19 protein-coding genes are annotated in these 19351 nt (G+C 55.6%); 4 read left to right on the top strand and 15 right to left on the bottom strand.

The window, feature by feature from the left end; genetic code table 11:
* The first annotated feature begins 94 nt into the window (after window positions 1-94).
* Both WMW72_RS30180 and WMW72_RS30175 read left to right on the top strand, forming a co-directional pair.
* Window positions 95-601 (top strand): MarR family winged helix-turn-helix transcriptional regulator, encoded by a 507-nt coding sequence (locus tag WMW72_RS30180; protein WP_341419304.1) that lies wholly within the window; start codon window positions 95-97, stop codon window positions 599-601.
* Complete coding sequence (locus WMW72_RS30175) at window positions 598-1875, top strand: MFS transporter (protein ID WP_341419303.1); 1278 nt, start codon at window positions 598-600, stop codon at window positions 1873-1875. Before WMW72_RS30180 ends, WMW72_RS30175 begins: the two co-directional genes overlap by 4 nt.
* Window positions 1876-2046: 171 nt before the next feature.
* Here the strand turns inward: WMW72_RS30175 and WMW72_RS30170 are convergent, their stop codons facing one another.
* On the bottom strand, window positions 2047-3384 hold the full coding sequence (locus tag WMW72_RS30170; protein WP_341419302.1) for a PucR family transcriptional regulator: 1338 nt from the start codon (window positions 3382-3384) through the stop codon (window positions 2047-2049).
* A gap of 374 nt (window positions 3385-3758) precedes the next feature.
* Between WMW72_RS30170 and add the strand changes: the two genes are divergently transcribed.
* Complete coding sequence (gene add / locus WMW72_RS30165; protein WP_341419301.1) at window positions 3759-4808, top strand: adenosine deaminase; 1050 nt, start codon at window positions 3759-3761, stop codon at window positions 4806-4808.
* On the opposite strand, the gene WMW72_RS30160 is transcribed toward add, so the two are convergent.
* The 13 genes from WMW72_RS30160 to WMW72_RS30105 all read right to left on the bottom strand — a co-directional run bounded on the left by WMW72_RS30160 (window position 4780) and on the right by WMW72_RS30105 (window position 17338).
* Complete coding sequence (locus WMW72_RS30160) at window positions 4780-6468, bottom strand: two-component system sensor histidine kinase NtrB (RefSeq protein WP_341419300.1); 1689 nt, start codon at window positions 6466-6468, stop codon at window positions 4780-4782. The two genes, add and WMW72_RS30160, sit on opposite strands and share 29 nt — an antisense overlap.
* 231 nt (window positions 6469-6699) lie before the next feature.
* Window positions 6700-7842: a metallophosphoesterase gene (locus WMW72_RS30155; protein ID WP_341419299.1), complete on the bottom strand. Its 1143-nt coding sequence runs from the start codon at window positions 7840-7842 to the stop codon at window positions 6700-6702.
* A gap of 438 nt (window positions 7843-8280) precedes the next feature.
* Window positions 8281-8838 (bottom strand): hypothetical protein, encoded by a 558-nt coding sequence (locus WMW72_RS30150; RefSeq protein WP_341419298.1) that lies wholly within the window; start codon window positions 8836-8838, stop codon window positions 8281-8283.
* A 47-nt stretch (window positions 8839-8885) separates the two neighbouring features.
* On the bottom strand, window positions 8886-9479 hold the full coding sequence (locus tag WMW72_RS30145) for a TetR/AcrR family transcriptional regulator (RefSeq protein WP_341419297.1): 594 nt from the start codon (window positions 9477-9479) through the stop codon (window positions 8886-8888).
* A gap of 18 nt (window positions 9480-9497) precedes the next feature.
* Window positions 9498-10010 (bottom strand): GNAT family N-acetyltransferase, encoded by a 513-nt coding sequence (locus tag WMW72_RS30140; protein WP_341419296.1) that lies wholly within the window; start codon window positions 10008-10010, stop codon window positions 9498-9500.
* Window positions 10007-10636 carry a VC0807 family protein gene (locus WMW72_RS30135; RefSeq protein WP_341419295.1) on the bottom strand — a complete coding sequence of 210 codons (630 nt, stop codon included), beginning with the start codon at window positions 10634-10636 and terminating at the stop codon, window positions 10007-10009. Before WMW72_RS30135 ends, WMW72_RS30140 begins: the two co-directional genes overlap by 4 nt.
* 52 nt (window positions 10637-10688) lie before the next feature.
* Entirely contained in the window at window positions 10689-10988 is a 300-nt protein-coding gene (locus WMW72_RS30130; RefSeq protein ID WP_341419393.1) for a DUF2306 domain-containing protein, read from the bottom strand.
* Complete coding sequence (locus WMW72_RS35720; protein ID WP_423227621.1) at window positions 10949-11164, bottom strand: DUF2306 domain-containing protein; 216 nt, start codon at window positions 11162-11164, stop codon at window positions 10949-10951. The genes WMW72_RS30130 and WMW72_RS35720 overlap by 40 nt, the downstream gene beginning before the upstream one ends.
* A complete protein-coding gene (locus WMW72_RS30125; protein ID WP_341419294.1) occupies window positions 11137-11310 on the bottom strand; it encodes a hypothetical protein in 174 nt (57 codons plus the stop codon). The genes WMW72_RS35720 and WMW72_RS30125 overlap by 28 nt, the downstream gene beginning before the upstream one ends.
* Window positions 11311-11519: 209 nt before the next feature.
* Window positions 11520-12752 (bottom strand): S-layer homology domain-containing protein, encoded by a 1233-nt coding sequence (locus WMW72_RS30120; protein WP_341419293.1) that lies wholly within the window; start codon window positions 12750-12752, stop codon window positions 11520-11522.
* Window positions 12753-13282: 530 nt separating this feature from the next.
* Entirely contained in the window at window positions 13283-14368 is a 1086-nt protein-coding gene (locus WMW72_RS30115; RefSeq protein WP_341419292.1) for an acyltransferase family protein, read from the bottom strand.
* 142 nt (window positions 14369-14510) lie between these two features.
* Entirely contained in the window at window positions 14511-15797 is a 1287-nt protein-coding gene (locus WMW72_RS30110; protein ID WP_341419291.1) for an ammonium transporter, read from the bottom strand.
* Between the two features lie 596 nt (window positions 15798-16393).
* Complete coding sequence (locus WMW72_RS30105) at window positions 16394-17338, bottom strand: Gfo/Idh/MocA family protein (protein ID WP_341419392.1); 945 nt, start codon at window positions 17336-17338, stop codon at window positions 16394-16396.
* Window positions 17339-17532: 194 nt separating this feature from the next.
* On the opposite strand from WMW72_RS30105, the gene WMW72_RS30100 reads away from it, so the two are divergent.
* The gene (locus WMW72_RS30100; protein WP_341419290.1) at window positions 17533-18105 is read left to right on the top strand and encodes a hypothetical protein; all 573 of its coding nucleotides are present in this window, start codon (window positions 17533-17535) and stop codon (window positions 18103-18105) included.
* Between the two features lie 153 nt (window positions 18106-18258).
* Here the strand turns inward: WMW72_RS30100 and WMW72_RS30095 are convergent.
* Window positions 18259-19351: leucyl aminopeptidase family protein (locus WMW72_RS30095; RefSeq protein ID WP_341419289.1), on the bottom strand; the 1093-nt coding region annotated here is incomplete at its 5' end.

The following is a 19351-nucleotide window of genomic DNA, read 5'->3' as shown; positions in this document are numbered from 1 at the left end:
CCAAACTTTGGAAAAAAGGTTGCTTTCGTTTCGCCTGCTTCGTATAATCAATTTTAGTAGCAATTGCAACTAATTACAAGAGAAGAGGATACGTATGGCCGAACATAAATATACGATCCCCAGACTGATTTCGCTGCTGTACCGGTACGGGCACATGTATATTGCCGACCGGCTGAGGGAGCACGAAATCGGCAGAGGCCAATATATCTTCCTCAACGCGCTGTACAAGGCCGACGGACTCAGTCAAGAAGAGCTGGCCGAGTACTTGCTGATCGATAAGGGAACGACCGCCAAGGCGCTGAAAAAGCTGGAGGAGCAAGGCTATGTCACACGTCAGGTGCGGGATGACGACAAGCGGTTTTATCGGGTATTCCTGACAACCAAGGCTCTTGGTATCAAGGATGAAGTCCGCAGCGTGCTGATCGACTGGCGAAGCCTATTGACCGACGGGTTCTCCGACGAAGAGAAGGAGCTCGCCTGGACCCTGCTCGAGCGGATGGGGGAGAATGCGGCCCGCTTCGCCAAGGAAGGCTCGCCCATCCGGGACGACGCAGCTTCATCAACGAGGGCTCCAAGGCCCAAGGACGGTGAGTCCTCATGAACCTCAGGCTTGCCGGCGAACGGCTGGTCCACAACAACTTTCACGCGCTGACCCACCGGAATTACCGCTACTTCTGGTTCGGCCAGTGTATTTCGCTGATCGGCACCTGGATGCAAAATATCGGGCAAGCTTGGCTGGTGCTTACGCTGACTGGCTCTCCGCTGCTGCTCGGGCTGATCGGCACCGTTCAATTTCTGCCGTTCACCCTGTTCTCCCTGTTCGCGGGCGTCATCATCGACAAATATCCCAAGAAGCGTATTCTGATCGTCACCCAGACGGTGTCGATGTGCCTCGCCCTGACGCTGTCGCTGCTCGTCTTTACCGACACGGTACGGTATGGCTACGTCATGGTGCTCGCTCTGCTGCTCGGGATTACGAATACGTTCGATATGCCAACCCGGCAAGCCTTTAATATCGAAATTGTCGGCAAGGATGACCTGATGAATGCCATTACGCTGAATTCGGCTACCTTCAACCTGGCCCGGATTCTCGGTCCTGCGTTCGGCGCACTGATGATGGCTCTACTCGGAGCAGGCTGGTGCTTCCTGCTGAACGGACTCAGCTTCATCGCCGTGATCTACGGCCTGACTCGCATACAGACAACCCCGTACGTACGGGAGAAGCGGCAAGGCTCCGGCTTTCTGAAGGAGATCAAGGACGGCATCGTGTATATCGCCGGCGACCGGCTGCTGACACAGACGCTGCTGCTCGTCACCATTGTCGGAACGATGGCTTATAACTTCAGCATCCTGATTCCGGTGCTGACCAAGCATGACCTGCATCTGCAGGAGCAGACGTACGGCATTCTGATGTCATGCATTGGCCTTGGTTCTTTCTTCGGAGCGCTGACGATGTCCTTCCTCAGCAAGCGGGGCCCACGGCGCAGGCTGATCCTCATCAGCTCGATCCTGCTGTCGATTTTCCTGATCCTGATCGGGCTGATGCGATCTCCCGTGGCGGCCGGCGCTTGTCTGGCGGTAACGGGCGTCTTCACGATCCTGTTCGCGACTAACAGCAACTCGACGCTGCAGATGCATGCCAAGGACGAATACCGGGCCCGCGTGATGAGTGTCTACTCACTTGTATTCGCCGGATCGACGCCGCTGGGGAATTTCTTAGCCGGGCTTGCTGCCGACCGCTTCGGCGCAGGCGGGGCCTTTATGCTGTGCGGCGCGACCTGCCTGATCCTGTGCTCCATCGTGATCATCGTCTTCCGGAAGCGGGCGGTGCCTGCATCACCGGGTAACCCGCTGGAGCCCAAGCAGGTAGCCTGAGTCTGCACCCGTCTGCTCCGTATATAGTCCAATAAACCGCAAGCTCCGAAACCGGAATCCGGCCGAGCTTGCGGTTATTTGTACTGGCGCCAAAATCTCTTGTTGCAACGTCTGCCAGGAAGCAGGCGGATGAATTCCCAAGGCCGATGCAGACGCCTGTTCAAACTGCCCTTACGTGGCCGAGTCTTCATCCGCGATCCGGCGGAACATGAAGGCCAGCTTCAGCCGCAGCAGATCGTCTATCCGCTTGAAATCCACATCCAGGATATCGCTGATCTTCTCCAGCCGGTAAGCCACGGTATTACGGTGCACGAACAGCCGCTTGGCCGCTTCATGAATCTGCCCGTCGCACAGGAGGTAAGCCTCCAGCGTCCGCATCATCTCATGCGCATACTCAGGTTCCTTGGCGAGCAAAGCCTCCAGCACCTCCTCGCCGTATCCCCGCATCTCCTGAACGGGCACATGCCGGAATACGTAAGCCAGGTCCACGGAATCGAATCGGATGACCTGCTCCCGGGTCCCGAGCTGCTGCGCAAGGCGGAACGCATCCGTGCATTCCTCATACGCCTGACGGAGAAAGGCGCTCCGCGTCTTTCTGCCGCTCACGGAAATCCGCAGCTTCGGTCTAAGCTCCTGATCCTCCATCCGCTGCAGCGCGTCTATCGCAATCTGAACCAGCCTGCCGGAGTCCACGAAATGCTGGGCGCCGCAGATCGTAAGCACCGCGTCTCCAACCGCAAGATGAACAAGCTCCAGCTCGCCCAAAGCCGGACAGCTCTCCAGCGCCCGGATCAGCTCTGCCGTGCCGGGAAATCCAGCCCCATCGCCTTCCCCGTCTGCAGCGGCCTGTGTCAGCATGCACTGGAACGTTCCCCGCAGCACATGGATACCGGCGGTCTCCATCTGTACGGTCAGGACGCCTTCCGTCACTTCACGGCGAATATAGCGTGCTAACAGCTCGCCCAGGTCTGCCTGGGGCGTACGGCCCGCTTCCGTCAACCGCAACATATTCAGATGATGGGCTGCGGCTTCTGCGGCTTGTACGAATAATCCTTCTTCGTCGCGCGGCAGCTCCTCCCCCTGACAGTAATACACCACAAAGCCGATGCCCCCGTCCTTCCACGCAAAGGGAACGCGCAGCCACTCCCCGCTCTGCATCTGCAGCCGGCGGACGACCGCTTGCCAGGGCCATCCCTTCAGCAAGTCCTCGTCCCGGCAGGAGATGGCGTTGAACAGCAGCTCGCGCCTTGGACCTACAACTGCGAAAGGCGTTTCGATAATATCCATCAGTCTCTGGAAAAACGCAGGCTCCTCCTGTCCCCGCAGCACAAGCTGAATCAGCCTGCGCTGCTTCTGGAGCAGCCCGCTTCCCCTAAGCAGCTCTTCCGCAACCCCCTCGTCCTCCGCAGGCTGCTTCATAAGTCTTGCGGACTCACTTTTATCAGTAAACAATCGCCCATCCATCGACGGGTAATTGACTAAACTCTGCCCGACTGCCACCTTCATCATTCAGTGACCCCTTTCAACATCTAACATATACATAACATAAATTAGCTGGATTTCCGCTATATACGTTAGAATATAACATCAAACCGGACCACGTGTAAATGAAAGAGGCCATTTCATCAAGAATCCGCCAAATTTTTGTTATATTTATTGACATTAATTTGACACAATGCTAAGATGATAAAAAAATCGATTGCCGCTTCCACCCGGCGCCCGAGACTCTCCCCCCCACCTCGGTCGGCGCTGGCGCGGCAAGCCCGATTCTTTCCCCTGCATGATTCATCGCATCCGGGCAGTTTGTGCCAATAGACATTCGATTCGAATGTCTATTTCTTTATATACTCAAGCAGCTTCAAGCAAAAAAGGAGGCCACCCTTATGACCGCGAACACCGATTGGAATTTGCTGAACCAACTGCCGAAGGTTGATCTTCACCTGCATCTGGACGGCTGTGTGAAGCCCGAGACGGCTCTGGAGCTCGCCCGGGAACAAGGCATTGCACTTCCCGTGACGGGCGAGGAAGCCTTGCGCCCCTACATGCAGGTGACAGATGCTTGCGGAAGCTTGAAGGAGTATTTGAGCAAGTTCAACTTTACCGGACAATTCCTGCAGACCGGAGCCGCCTTGACGAGGGTCGCTTACGAGGTTGTGGAGCAGGCTGCGGACCAGCGCTGCGGATATATCGAGGTGCGCTTCGCGCCACAGCTGCACCGGGGGCAAGGTCTTTCCCTGGATGACGCGCTGCATTTCGTGACCGAAGGGTTGAAGCAGGGCGAAGCCCGGTTCAAGGTCAAGGCCCGGGCCATCGTCATCTGCATGCGAAATCACCCCCCGGAAGTCAATCGCGAGGTTATCGATGCAGCAGCCCGTTATCTGGGCCGGGGAGTTGTCGCCGTCGATCTGGCGGGGGATGAGGCTTCGTATCCAGCGGAGCTGTTCCGCGATACATTCACACGGGCACGCCAGCACGGCATTCCCGTCACGATCCATGCAGGCGAAGCAGCCGGACCGGAGAACATCTACGAGGCCATCACCCAGCTGGGCGCCGTCCGAATCGGACACGGGGTGCGACTCCAGGAGAACCCGGAAGTCCTGGATCTGATCCGCGAGCGTCATGTGCCACTGGAGCTCTGCCCGATCAGCAATATTCAGACGAAAGCCGTCTCCGGCTGGGAAGCTTATCCGATCAAGCGGTACTTCGAGCAAGGGCTGCTGCTTACGATCAATACGGATAATCCTGTCGTCTCCTCGACCACCATCACCCGGGAATACAGGACCATCGCAGAAAAATTCCAATTCACCCTGCGCGAGCTGGCGGCACTGATCATGAACGGGGTGGAGGCCGCCTTCCTGCAGCCGGGTGAGAAGCAGCAGCTCCGGGTTGACTTCACCCGCAGATTCAAAGAGCTGAACGTGCCGCTGCTGTAAGGCTCTGTGCCGTCTTGCTGAAACGGACCGTGAAAATCGTCCCCGCTCCAGGCTCCGATTCCACGCGGATCGTCCCCTCGTGACGCTCCGCGATACTGCAGCATACAGCCAGACCCAACCCTGTCCCACCCTGCTTGGTGGTGAAGAACGGCTTGAACAATTGCTCTCGCACCTCCTCGGACATTCCGGGTCCCGTGTCGCCGATGAGCACCTCCACCGCATCCGGCGTCTCCCTCGTTTCCACCGTAAGAACTCCGCTCTGTTCCATGGCCTCCATCCCGTTGCGCACGAGATTGAGAAGCAGCTGCTTCATCTCTTTCTCGTTCAAGGACAACAGCGTAAGCGAATCCGCCAGCCGGTAGTGCAGCGTATGGCCCCGCATGTTGGCCTCGGCCATAAATAACGGCTGGAGCTTGTTCAGCAGCAAGTGCAAGTCGGTATCCTTGCGTTCCACAACCCGGTTCTGTGCGAGAGACAAGAAGTCGTCGATGATGCCGTTGGCGCGGTCCAGCTCCTCCTGAATCACGGCCAGATAAACCTCGGAGGCAGCGCCGGGCCTCTCCCGCATCAATTGGACGAAGCCGCGGATCACGGCCATCGGATTGCGGATTTCATGCGTGATACTGGCCGCCATCCGTCCGACCAGGCTCAGCCCCTCCATATGGCCGACTTCTTTCCTGAGCCGGGCCAGCTCGGTAATATCGGTAATAATGGATACCGCTCCGTCAAACACACCTTCAGAGGTGTAAAGCGGGTAAGCACTGATCACATAGGTTCCGCTCTCGTGATCACACAGCCTGGAACGAACTTCATGTCCACGGATCGCCTCATGGAGATACGTTTGCTTGATATCAAACCCATAAAAATCGGCAATTTGCTGATGATATTTTCCTATAAGCTGCTGTTTGCTATGCCGCGGAAAGTGACGCAGCGCCTCGTCATTGACTACTGAGATGACCCCCTCTCGATCAATCGCGACAAAGGCGATCGGCGCCCCGTCGACCAGCTGCTGCAGCTTATGCGCCTGATCCGCATAACGCCCCGATATATCCCGCACCTGCTGCTGCAGACGTCTTTTTTCCATGATGTTTTCGACCAGATAAACCATCATTCCAATAGCTACTACCTTCAACAGACTGAACAAGCCGACAAAGGCAAAGAAACCTTTCCATGCCTGTACAGGGATTCCAGCCAGCTCCCACCAGCTCAGCAAGCCGACAACCTGCATCACACAGCTGATGACTATGATGAACACCGCGATCCCCATGCGACCGCTTACAGAAGTCACCCGGAACCTGCGCCTGAACAAGAACAAGACTGAGATCATAACGAGATTGGCTATCAGGAAAATGAGGAACCCCGAGCTTGGCCCCATCGTCATGAGACGCATACCCATGTACAGCAGCGTGATAAAAACCGCACTTTGTCTGCTGCTGTATAGAGCCGCTACGATATAAGGAAGAACGCGCATGTCGAACGATATTTCATAATTGAACTTCAATGCGAATACAACGCAAATGACCATGGAAACTGCACAATAAGCGGCCAGCCGGTCATACAGCCTCTCAGGCGTCTTGTTCCGGCAAGGGTACAGCTCCAGCAGAAACAACGGCATCACAACCAAGAGAACTTGCAGCAGCATCTCTTTAAAAACCAGCACTAGGACCAGCTCCCTGCTTGATGTCGAATGGTTGGTGTGAAGATACTTAACAGATTCATCATATGGGAAAATCTGATAGGATTCAACAACATTTCCGAACCAGGAACATCCGCCCCATGCAGCAGCACAGGCCGGGAAGCATATATAAATAGCGAGGGGGTTACCACCTGGCGAAACCCTTCGGTTTCCCCAGGCGATAACCCCCATACAAAAGGCGGTGCCCCGCTCCCGCTATCCGCGGAACGCAATCCGGATATCCAGCACCTCGGAGCGGCTTCCCAGGCGGATCGGTGGCCCCCAGAAGCCGAAGCCTGAGGATACGACGGCATGCATCGCGCCCTTGCGTAAGTAACCCCAGTCCAGCTCGAACAGACGCCGGGTGATCCAATGGTTCGGCATCATCTGCCCCCTGTGGGTATGCCCGGACAACATGAGGTCAACGCCCGCTTCCATAGCAGCTCCCAGCTTATGCGGCTGATGGTCCAACAGGATGATAGGCTTGGTCTGGTCAGCCTCGGCCAGCAGCTCCCCTACGGGGATTCGGCCCTCGCCCACGAACCGTTCGACAGCATGATCCTTGCGTCCTGCGATGTAGATGCTTCCATCCACCAGCTCAACACGATCCAGCAGTACATCGATGCCGATCTCTCGCATCTGTGCGACATAGTCGGCGATATGACCGCCGATATACTCGTGATTGCCCAGCACGGCGTAGACGCCCAGCGGAGCCTTCAGCTTACCCATTTCCTCCGCCATGCCCTCGCGGACGAATGGCTCAAAGCTGTCATCCAGCACATCGCCGGGCAGCAGGACCAGATCCGGCGACAGTTCAGCGACGCGCTTGGTCAGCTTAGCGATATGGCGCTTGCCGATCGTCGTACCCAGATGAAGGTCCGAGGCTACGACAATCCGCAGCTCCTCGCGGCCCCCAGCCCGCTTGGCAACCTCCAGATCATACCGGCGGATAATCGGATTCCAGGCATTCCACGAGCCCTTCAGGAACAGGAAGACCAGCACGGCGAGTTCGACGGAGCCTGCAATCAGGATCGCCTGATCCGACGCCAGACCCGCCTTCACCATCAGCCAGCCTACCAGATGTGCGATCGGCGTCAGCAAGAGCCCGTAGAAAACAACGCCCAGGCCGTAGGACCCGACGGTCTTCAGCGGCTTGTACAGCCAGTAAGGCAGGGCCCGATGCAGGAGCATCGCAGCCAGATAAGCGAAGGCCAGGACCGCATAGATGATCCCGTATACGAGATCAGGCGCACCAGGGAGCGCGACCTGCCAATAGCGGTAGCCGTTCCACGCAATATAGGCATTCAGCCCGAAAAAAACAAGCAGCACAATGACAATCATCACGATACGATTTCTCATGGATATTCGACTCCTCGATGTCCTTCATGGTTTCCTTACTATTAATCCCATCCCTATATTCTCTCATAAAAGGACCTATCGAGTAAAATCCTGCTGGGACGGGTATGGTACTCATAGAACACGACGTCTATACATGCAGAAAAGGATGATATGAACATGAACGAGCAGCCGACACCTACGCCTGGCGATTCTCCGGTTCACTCCAGCCAGCTAGATCGCACCCCTGATGCTGAGTCCATACCTATGCCTACCCCCACGCAATCGGGTACACTACTCGACGAGCTTGCCCCAATTAACGAGTTCGTAGCCAACATCGTCGACAGCATCCAGCAAGCCTTTCACGAGCGGAACAACTAGCTGGCATCGGCAACGCAAATACCCTATCTCCGGAAGTTCCGGGATAGGGTTTGCGGCATGCCTATATTAGCTAGCAGGAAACTACCGCCCTGCGGCATAAATATGCAGGCGGAGGATGTATTCACTCACCATCGCATGAATGGCTCCGACCGCCTGCTCAATAGGCACCTTCACAGATAGTCCATTCCGGATCGCATCAATCCAATACCGGCACGCATCACTACCCGCTTCATGCACCCGGCTAAAGTCATCCAGATAACCGGGGATAAGAAAGCAATCGATCGAGCTCATGCTGTACACAAAGCTGCCATCCTGCATTCCCTGCTCTTTCCATGCCTTCAACCGGTCGTGCAGCTCGCTGAGCGTTATCAATCCAAGCCTATACGTTCGCCGTAATCCTTCATAGGACTGCTCGTCCAACAAACCATGTTCGAACCGCTTCTTATTTGTCTCATCCAGCAAATAGAGCGCCCCGCCCCACTCCGCCGTAAATTTCAGCCAGAACTCGGCCGCGTCTTCGGAAATATCCAGCCGCAGCCTTTCCTGGAACACAATATCTGGGTTCTGCTCCAGCAGCTTGCGGGCTTCCTCCCGATTCGCGGAGTTTAATCGATTGGATTGATCACGGTTTGTTTCCATCTGCCTCTCTCCTTATGTGAACATTGCTCTTTCACAAAACACACCGTCTACAGCAGCGACCGGGAAATCAGCTTGTACACGTCTTCCCAGCCGAACTGACGCTCCTCATCCTTCAAAATCACACTCTGCACGCGCAGCCCGTAGGTGAACACCATGAACAGCTCGGCCATCTTCACTGCATCGACCTCCGGCGGAATAGCACCAGCCTGCTGGCCCACCGAGATCCATTGATGGGCCGTCTGGATCGAATACTCATATACTCCCTGCAGCACCGCCGCCACCTTCGGATTTTCAATCTGGCTGAGCAGGTATGTAAAAATTTTATTGCTGACATGCTGGTCCCCGGTTTGACTCGCCATCCCTTCCATGATAAAACGGATCGGCCCGGCAGCTTCGCGCGGTGCCGCGTCTCCTACGACTCCATTGAACTTCTCGTTCATCGTCTGCATCTTGGTCTTCAGAATCAGACCGAACAATTCGTCCTTGCCCGATACATAATGGTAGATAGCTCCCTTCGACAGCCCCGTGCGGTCGATAATGTCCTGGAGCGTCGTCTGGCGGCAGCCCTTCTCCCCAATCAATTGCTCCGCCGTATCCAGGATGAGCTGAAAGCTCGGGGAAATCGGATTCAAGTCTGTCATAGCCCCTCCTTCGGTGATTCAAGCCCGCAGGCATTTTTCGTAGCAATAGTAAGCTATATCTCGTAATGGATAGCTGATCTCACCCCGCCTGACATAGCCCTTGCGCTCATACATGCCCAGCGCCGCTTCGTTAGCTGCATAGACGTCCAGACGTACGCTCGTACACCCTCGCCCCTCAGCCTCAGCTTCCGCAAATCGCAGCAGCTTCCCACCTAATCCTTGCCCCTGCCGGCGGGGATGAACGGCCAGACGGTGAATGACCGCCGGCGTGCCCTCCGCATCCTGCCAGCTTACCCCATTATAGCTCTTCGCCTGCTTGCGGTCGATGACGACAGCTCCCAAGACTAGCCCCTCCTCCTTGAGCCCGTACAATGCACCGGTCGCCAAGTCCCGCGCCAAGATAAACCGGTTCGGATAAAAAATGCCCCACTGGCGAATACCTCTCCCGCGCAGCTCACTCGTCACAGCCCGGTACAAACCGGTCGTTTGCTTCAAGTCTTCTTTCGCCAGCTTCTGAATATCCACGTTCATCCCCCCAGCACTTGATCGTTGTCTTGCAGCTTCATCCGTTCCAAACGTCCTGCGGATTTCCGCCGGTACAGCACTGTCCAGAGGATAGCGGCGCCCACAAAGCCATACAGCACCACATTCGAGAGCGCCAGAAACTGTGCAGTTGTAAGCCGGTAAACCATGACGATACGGACCGCCGATTCCGCTACGAGCACAACTCCCCATACCAGCGTCATCAATCGCATCACATAGCGAAAGTAAGGGTAGCGCCAGTTATCCGAGAAATCGGTCCGCCCTAGAAACCGTAAAGCGAGATAAAACATAATGGGACGCTGATTCGCCAGAGAAATGAGAAAAATCAGTCCGATCGACCCGGTCACGAACGACTCTCTAATCAAGAGCAGCTCCTCGCTGCCGCCCCCAGCCGCCAGCCCCAGCGTCAGCAGGAAAGAGAATAGCATAATGCCGCCGAACGCATCCAGCTTCCTGTGCTTGAGCACATGCACAAGGTTATCAACCAGAGGCACCAGCGTTGCGACCATCAAAGCCGTCAGGCTGCTGGTATACAAGGATAGCCAGACGTAGATGCCCCAAGGGGCCAGCCCGTTGATCAGCAAAGCAAACAAAACATAATTGCGCATCTTCATGAATAACTTCCCTTCTTATTAGATGGAACAGTATGTATTCGCCGTTCAATCTTCATGTTAGATGTTGCCTTCGCGCTACCCATTCGGCAATCAGCAGATTCGGTACCCAGCAGAGCCAGGCCACCACTCGATAACCCGGTTCGAACTGTCCCGCGAACAGCAGCATCAGCGGGAATTGATACAGCCGCAGCGTAACAGCCGCCAGGGTAAACGCATAACTGCGCAGCATCCAGCCCCGATGCTCCCGGACCCTGCCCCGCAGGATCGCCAGCACACCGAGCCAGGTCGTCGCCAGCCAACCGATGTCCATAGTCAGAAACCCGGTCCGGGCGATCCAGCCCCCGCTAGCCATGAGAGACAAGTAAATGCTAGCCCCCCCCCGCTAAGCAGCACGGATGCCGCGTAAATCACGCCTAGCCGCCGGTGGCGAAGCGTCGATCTCCCGCCAGAGGGCTTGCGGAACCAGGGAATCCAGCCTGTCACAATAGCCACACAGGCAGTCACGATGTGAATATACAACACTGCCATCCAGGGCATAAGTTGAAATCAGCCTGCCTCAGCTTCTCTCGGACAAGCCCCGCGTAATACGAAGGGTATAGTCCATACTGGATGCCCGCATAGAGAACGACCAGCACTGCCAGCACGCCTATAAAAATCATCACCGTCTTGCCCATCAATCCAACCCCTCCGTGTCAGATAATTAGCATAGCGTTTGTATATGCATTCAAAGTAACATACCGACCGTCGGTATGTCAATATTTTACCGTACTCCTCTACTCATCCATTGTTTAACTCCCGGCCTATCTCTCCCACCCAGCTCATCCGACAGAAAAAAGCCGCCCATCCCCGATGAGTGGCCTTCCCTCTTGCTAGGCTATGTAACCTATCCGGTAACGGAAAACACCAGAGCCTTCCCGTCCGCTTGAAGGCGGACTTCTACGGAAAAGCGACCGATCTGGACCGTCTCCTGCACAACAGCCTCTCCTTTTAACGCCTTGGCGTAGGAAGCAGTGAACAACCGGCAGAAGGTATCCGCGTCGTAACCGAACACGAAGTCCGTAAACTTGCGGATGCTTTCGAGATTGCGCGCCAGAACACCCTCCTCCAGCCGCACCGTCACGCCATACGCCTGAAATTGCGGCTCCAGCCACAAGGAGGCTTCGTTGCCGTTTTTCCCAGCCTCTGTCGTGCTTTTCAGTGCTAACGCCTTCGCATCCGCATCCTTGTACATCCTCAGCACCGTTTCTTCCAGGTCATAATTGGTTCCCCTCAGCTTGCCTGCCGCCTCCATGAGGCCATAGGCCTGAAGCATTTTCTCGTCAGGGAATACGAGCTTCTTATAGCTCCCATCCTTGGTCGGGACTACCTTGACATAGGGCTGTCCCGCTGCCGGCACCGAGATGCGCGCCGCCTTATTCTGCAGCCGGTCCAGAATCAGCAGCGCCTCCGCTCTCGTGACCTCCCGGCCGACCCCGAAGTAGCCGTTCGGATAGCCTTCCATAATACCCTTTGTCATCACTTCGCCGATGAATTTCTGCTTGCGGGCAGGAACACTCTGAAAATCCCCGAAGCGCCGGGCGGTCGCCAGGCTGCTCATTTCATCCTCCAGGTATTCCGTTTCCTTCAGCGTATAATAGATCATCTCCGCTACATCCTCGCGCTTGAGCTTGGCTTTATAGTCGGAGAATTGGCTTTTGTCAATAAACTGAAGATCGCCCGCCAGATCCATATAAGGCTTGGCCCAGTAACCGACCAGACTTGGCTGGAAGGAAAAATTACGATAATCCTGCCGGATCAGGCTTTGATTGGCCGGGCTGAGTGAATCGATGAAAGCCGCCGTCCAGCTCCGCTCCCCATTCGGATGCAGCTGGGAAAACGATAGCAGCAAAATCTTGACGAATTGATCCGCCGTAACCGGATCGTCGGGACGAAACGTACCGTCAGGAAAGCCGTCCAGCAGCCCTTGCTGAACCATTTTGTAAACAGCTTGCTCCGCCCAGTGTCCGGGTACGTCCCGGAAGAACTGCGACTGCGCCTCCGCCGGCATAGCCCAAAAGCCCAGCAGCAGGGCCCAGCACGCTGTGAGTATACTTATTTGCTTGGTCAGTCTGATCATTAGTTGTCGCTCCGCTTCTTCGTAGGTGTCATAGCGCCGAAGGCGCCTCTCCTAGAATAAGCGCTGTCCTGTCGTTTGAAAACCGGCTTGATGCCTAGATATAAGACTTCGTTATCACGAACGGAAGCAAGGACTAAAGCCTTATCCATAGGCGCGATTAGCACCGTATCCCCTTACAGACATAGACTTGGGAGGGGCTTACGTACCAGGACCAGCTCGCCTTAGATTATCCCAAGCCCCCCGCTCCGCCGTCTTCGAGACAACTCGATCTTGCCGCTCGGCGTAGGCAGCCTTCCCGGCAACAAGCCCCTTAATCACAGAGACACAGATAGCGCAGGATCAGCCGGACCGCCTCTGCCTTATAGACCGAATCACATGATCTACTTCCGCCCTACGCCGAGTTCAGCGGCAATTCCATCTGCAAGCAACGGGTAACGGCCAACCGGGCGCGAAGTGAACAACCTGCTCGTTATAGACAAAAAGACCCTGTACCTGCAGAGTCTCTCTGGTCCGACCTATCCAGCTTTCCGTTACATAGCTTTCTTATCGGAAGTCCTTCCGTATGTTAAGCCCTGCTTGCGGCCTCCCTGGGAAGCTGACTCGGCAGCCGGCACAGCTCGTCCTCCTTTGAATAAAAACCGGACAACGGGAATTTTATTGATGATCAGTCCGATTACATACGAAAACCCTATGCCCCAGATCGTATAGGAAATCCAATCCAGTCGGAGGTTGTTGGCAAACATATACTTGTTCACATTATTCAGCACGACAAACGAGAATCCCATATGGAAAACAAGAATCACTAGCGATTCCTTGCCCAGCGCGCTAAATATCCGGCGGACCCAAGTCCATCCCTTAATCCAATATACGAGCTGCATCAGCAAAAAACTACCCGCCAGCCCACCGGCCAGAAACAACAGAATATTACCGTATTTCCGGTGGTTCATGTCGATCATTTCGTCATTCAGAAGCCCCAGACCGAACAGGATCGCGAACACAGTCAGCAGCGGCAACGGGAAACGATAGGAGCGGAACAAGCCCGCTTCCTTGAGTTTATACCCTACAAACATAAATACCTGAGCAACCAGAGCCACATCCAGACTCCAAGGCAGATGAATCAGACTGCTGACTCCATAACCAGCCAGAGCTAACAGGAAAAACAAACCCGCCTGCGCCATCAGCCCCCGGTTAAAAACCAGCTTCCAGCCACATAAGAAAATCAGTTCCGCACCAAACAAGCAAACCAAAAACCAGAGCGGCGTATTAAAAGTAAGGGCATCTCCGTTGCCGATGAAGATACCCATAAATAGAGAATCAGGACGAATCCCGCCGCTTTCCCCTATCTGTTCTCTCACATACCACAGGGCGTAGAAGACGAAGCAAGCTGTAAAGTAAGGGAGCAGCAGGCTGATGACACGGGTTTTCAACCATTGCCCGAAACCTGCATAATATTTGGTGACATTAAATAAATAACCGGACAGCACGAAGAACAACGGCATTCGAAAGGTTCGCAGCACATCATTCAACAGATCGGGAACTTGAGTATGCGCCATAACGACAAGTGAAATACTGATCCCTCGCAGGATGTCAATTTCAATTACACGTTTTTTTGTCAAAATGAATTCTCCCTGCCATTTTTGATACATCATGTATCATAGTCAAGAAATAGTCAAGTCCGTCCCGTAAAAATAGGACCTGTCGACGTCCCGGAGGAGACATCAACAGATCCTATTTTTTACCCGAATCATTCAGCCTAACTTATATCGTTTGCTGTGCACCTACCGTGCCACGTGCTTCGGCTTGAGCTGCCTTCAGGTGCTCCGGATAGCCGTACGAGCCGTGCTCGCTCAAGTCGAGACCGATTGTTTCTTCCTCTTCCGTTACACGCAGTCCCATAACAGCCTTCATAATCGCCAGGATAATGTAGGAAGCCAAGAAAGCAAAAGCTCCACAAACAACTACACCCATAGCTTGAACACCCAGTTGCTCGAAGCCGCCGCCGTAGAGCAAGCCTGCTTTACCTACGCCAACCTTCTCAGCCAGCTCAGGCGTTGCGAAGATCCCGTTGGACAACGTTCCCCATACACCCGCCGTACCGTGGGCAGACAAGGCATAGATCGGATCGTCAATACGCAATTTCTCGAACATCCGCATGCTGAGGAATACTACCACACCTGCAATCAGACCGATGACAATCGCAGCCCACGATTCGACGAAGGCGCAAGACGCTGTGATGGCAACGAGACCGGCCAGCGCACCATTGAGCATAACGCCGATATCTGCTTTGCCGTTGACCGCCCAAGCGATCAAGAAGGCAGCCACCGCACCCGCAGCTGCAGCGAGCTGGGTGTTGATCGCGACGAAGCCGAAGAAGCTGCCATCGCCGACTGTAATCGTACTGCCTGCGTTAAATCCGAACCAGCCTACCCACAGCAGCATAACGCCCAGCGTTGTGAATACTTGGTTATGACCCGGCATGTCGTTAGGCGTGCCGTTTTTATTATATTTGCCAAGACGGGGCTTAAGCAGGATAGTGGCGGCAAGTGCTGCCATAGCGCCTGTCAAGTGAACGACCGTCGAGCCTGCAAAGTCTTGCTTGCCGTGCTCGGCCAGCCAGCCGCCTCCCCAGATCCAATGTGCGATGACCGGATACACGACAACCGAGAACAGAATAGCGAAGATCAGATAAGCAGATAGCTTAGCTCTCTCGGCAAAGCCGCCGAAGGCCACAGCCATCGAGATCGCAGCGAAAGCCAATTGGAAGATAAACATGACCGTCGGAGCTACCGTGCTGCCATCAGGAACATTCTTCACATCGAATCCGAAGTATTCCCCCCAGCCGATCAGCGAGTTGCCTTGCGTGCCGAAGATCAGTGCATACCCGACTGCCCAGAACACCAAGGTGACGATACCGAGTGCCACAATCGTTTTACCGGCGATGTGACCCGCATTTTTCATCCGGGTAGACCCAGCCTCCAACATCACGAACCCGCTTTGCATGAAAATAACGAGAATAGCACCAAGCATGACCCAAATCGCATTCATTCCCAATTCCATAGCCTTCACCCTCACTTTACCTGAAATAGTGATTCGAGGAGCCCGCTTACCTTCCACTTCGTAATCTAAGCTTAGGTTTCGCTTTCGCCACCCTCTCAACTCATGTACATATTCTATGACATGAGAACCGATTATGTCAATAATCCTTACACAATTTATTTTTATTCCGCTTTTATACGGTTTAGAATCGCCAAAAATGTCATTTCTTTCGTTCCGAAACCAAAACATAACATAAATATAACACATAGTTAGGAAGAAGAGCTCTTTGCTTACTGGGCCAACCATGCCCCTCCCCCTCCCAGATCCCTCCGTATTCCGTATCGACCCGAATCCGATTCTTCTTGAGCAGGCGATCCGTGCTTTCCGATTCAGCGAAACCAGAGCAGACAAACAGAAAAAAGACTGCCATCCGGCAGTCTTTTTTCCTTAGAAATCCTATAGCCGGAAGGAGCAAGCTCTCCCCTTCCTAAAACCCATCCTGTTATCCCACACCAGGCCGTTATCAACCCGCCACCTGCTACCCATCAGGCTACAACACCTATAGATGACGGCAGTTGCCTGACTATCAACAGGCGCCCCCTCTGCTACTGACCAGCATGCAGCTTCTCAATCAGGCGGTGAACCGGCAGCGTCAGGTCAGCCCTGACCGTGCAGAGCTGAGGGTCAGCCAGCGAATCCAGGACATGCCTAACGATACCAGCAAAGCCCCTTCGCTGCAGAATCGTATCCCAACTGCCGAATGAAAGCTCCTGGGGCGGCGCGCTGCGCTCCATCCAGACCGCCCGCTCCAGATTGACGACTTCGACCGAGCAGCCGTTTCCATGCAGCTCCAGCTTCTCCAGATCGGCACCTGCACGGCGGCTCATCGCAAACTGTCCCGCCGCATCAGCGCGGCTCCCGCCGGTCCAATGAAGCGCACCTGAGCCGAGCACAAGCTTGCCCGCTTCATCCGTCATCTCCGTATAGGAAGCGACCTCTGCCTCATCCCCGCCAAGCCAGAGCAGCAGATCCAGCATATGGATCAGATCATCATACAGCGTTTGCTTGGCCGGGCAGGGCTGCTGCCTGCTGCGATGCTTGATGACCGAGACCATGTCAAAGCCTCCGGCCTCTTGTAGTCTGCGCTTCGCATCCACGTAAAGCGGGGCAAATCTGCGGTTGAATCCAACCGCCAGCAGCAGCTGCTTCTCGGCAGCGTAAGCAGCCATCCGCTCGGAAGCCTCTATCTCATAGGAGAGCGGCTTGTCTACATACACATGAACGCCAGCCTCCAGACATTCCGCCACGATAGCTTCATGCGTTGGCGTCGGGCTATGGACGAAGGCGATATCGGGACGCTCCCGGCGGAGCAGCTCTCCTACGGACTCGTATCTCCCGGCAACCCGGTACTGAGCCCCGATCCGTTCTACGGTAGCGGGGGTGCGGCTGTACAGGCCGACGATATCCACATGCACGTCCGAGGCGAGCAGTGGCATATATACTTTTTGGGCGATATCGCCCAGACCTATGATTGCAACCCTTGCTTGCATCAGCTTCTCCTCCATCATCCCGCATAACTTAATAAAAAATTGATAATCTCCAACTTCTGCCTCTTCTTTCATGAGAACGGGCGATATGATAATATGAAGAAAAGCTTCCTAGCTAGGCGTACGCGATTAGCGCACATTCAAAACTTGATCTGACGTTGGTTTCAGCGTCGGTACTTCTGGAGGATTTCACCATCATGTCCAAAATGAAAATCTGGTTGTTGGTCTTATGGATTACCTTGTTCGCCGTATTCTTAGGCTGCTCCATCCTGTTCGAATCGCCGGTTTGCCTGTATGTCGCTAGCGCCTTACCTATTCTGATCGTGTTATGGCTGCCCAATCCGGAGCAGAACCAATATATCCGCCGCCGGCACTTGAAGAAGGTTCAGCTCCTTACTCGCAACAGCGGTGAGAACGGCCTCTTGACGATCACCTTCACACCGGGCTTCGTCCGCTGGAAGCGCGGAGCCAAGCTTTACTTTCACCTCGATACGCTAAGCCGGGAAGAGCCGGTGGAAGCGGGAGAGCCCGGCGAGGAGTCTCCACATACCTCGCTTTCGATTCTACCGTTCGATCTGCTCCCGCATCCGCGAAAATCCGGGTGGGTCGGGATTGATCTGGATCAGGTGGCAGCACGGACTTCCAGCCTAGCCATCGCCACTAGCCAGGTTGCCCGCTTTGTTGTTCCACTGCAGGCTCTGGAGCAGGCAGCTATCCAGCGCATGGCCGGTCTTATGCAAGTTGGTGGCGACAAACGCCTCCATGCCTAAGCTCCACCCACTTTCCCTTAACGTTATGTCACGCTAAGCAGCCCCGCTGCTTCGAATTCATCAGCAGAAGGTCCGACCGGTATAAGCCGGCCGAACCTTCTGTTTTTTTTACATCCGTGCAAGTGTCACTTCCGTCTCCGGCAGCTTATCCGATCATCGGCCGCCAGCACGGCTCACCAGCTTCGCCAGCGTACGCACCATCGTTCCCGTGCCCCCGAGCGGCTCTGTTCCCCGTTCATTCCAGAGCCAAGCCGTCCCGCCCGTATCGAGATGGACCCATGGCGTATCTCCGGCGAAATAACCGACGAACAGCCCGCCCGTTATGCAGCCGGCCCACCGGTCGCGGCTCGTGGCATTCTTGATATCCGCTACACGGCTCTTCAGCATGTCCCGGTACTCCGGATAATTCGGCAGCGGCCACAGCTTCTCATTCGCCTCGCGCGAGCTTGCAAGCACCTCCTGCAGCAGCGGCTCGTCGTTACCGACCGCCGCCGTCGCGATGTCAGCCAGGCTGACCAGCACCGCTCCGGTCAAGGTGGCGATGTCGATCAGCTTCGTAGCCCCGAGCTGCTTGGCATACAGCACCCCATCCGCCAGTACGATGCGGCCCTCCGCATCAGTGTTCAGCACCTCTACGGTCTGGCCGTCCATCATCGTAATGACGTCACCCGGCTTGAATGCTCCCCCCGATGGCATGTTTTCTGCCGCGGGGATGACGATGACGACATTGACCTTAGGCTTCAACGCACCCAGCACATGGATCAGACCGAGCAGGACAGCGGCTCCGCCCATATCGCTGATCATCTCCTCCATACCGTCCGGCTTCTTGAGCGATATCCCGCCCGTGTCGAAGGTGATGCCCTTGCCGACCAGCCCCAGTACCTCGCCACCCCGGTCAGGAGCCCCATCGTAGCGGACTGCGATCATCCGGGGAGGCAGCTCGCTGCCCTGGCTCACGGCAGCCAGCCCGCCCATCCCATGCTCGCGGATACCGACTTCGTCCAGCACCGTGCAAGCCAGCCCATAGCGCGCGGCCAAGTCCTGCGCCGCGCGGGCCAGATCATCCGGCCCGAGATAATTGCCGGGCAGATTGGTCAGATCCCGCGCCGTATAGACGCCGAGCGCGGTTGCCCGCGCGGCTTCCAGGGCCGGCGCGAGGTCGCGCCGCTCGGCGTCCGCGGCGCCCAGCAGCAGGACGCGCTGCGCTTGCAGCGGCCCGGCATCTCCGGCCGCTGCCCGGGCATAG

The organism is Paenibacillus filicis (genome assembly GCF_038070315.1).
Classification (GTDB): Bacteria; Bacillota; Bacilli; order Paenibacillales; family NBRC-103111; genus Paenibacillus_G; species Paenibacillus_G filicis.
This window is presented reverse-complemented; position numbering and strand designations above follow the sequence as displayed.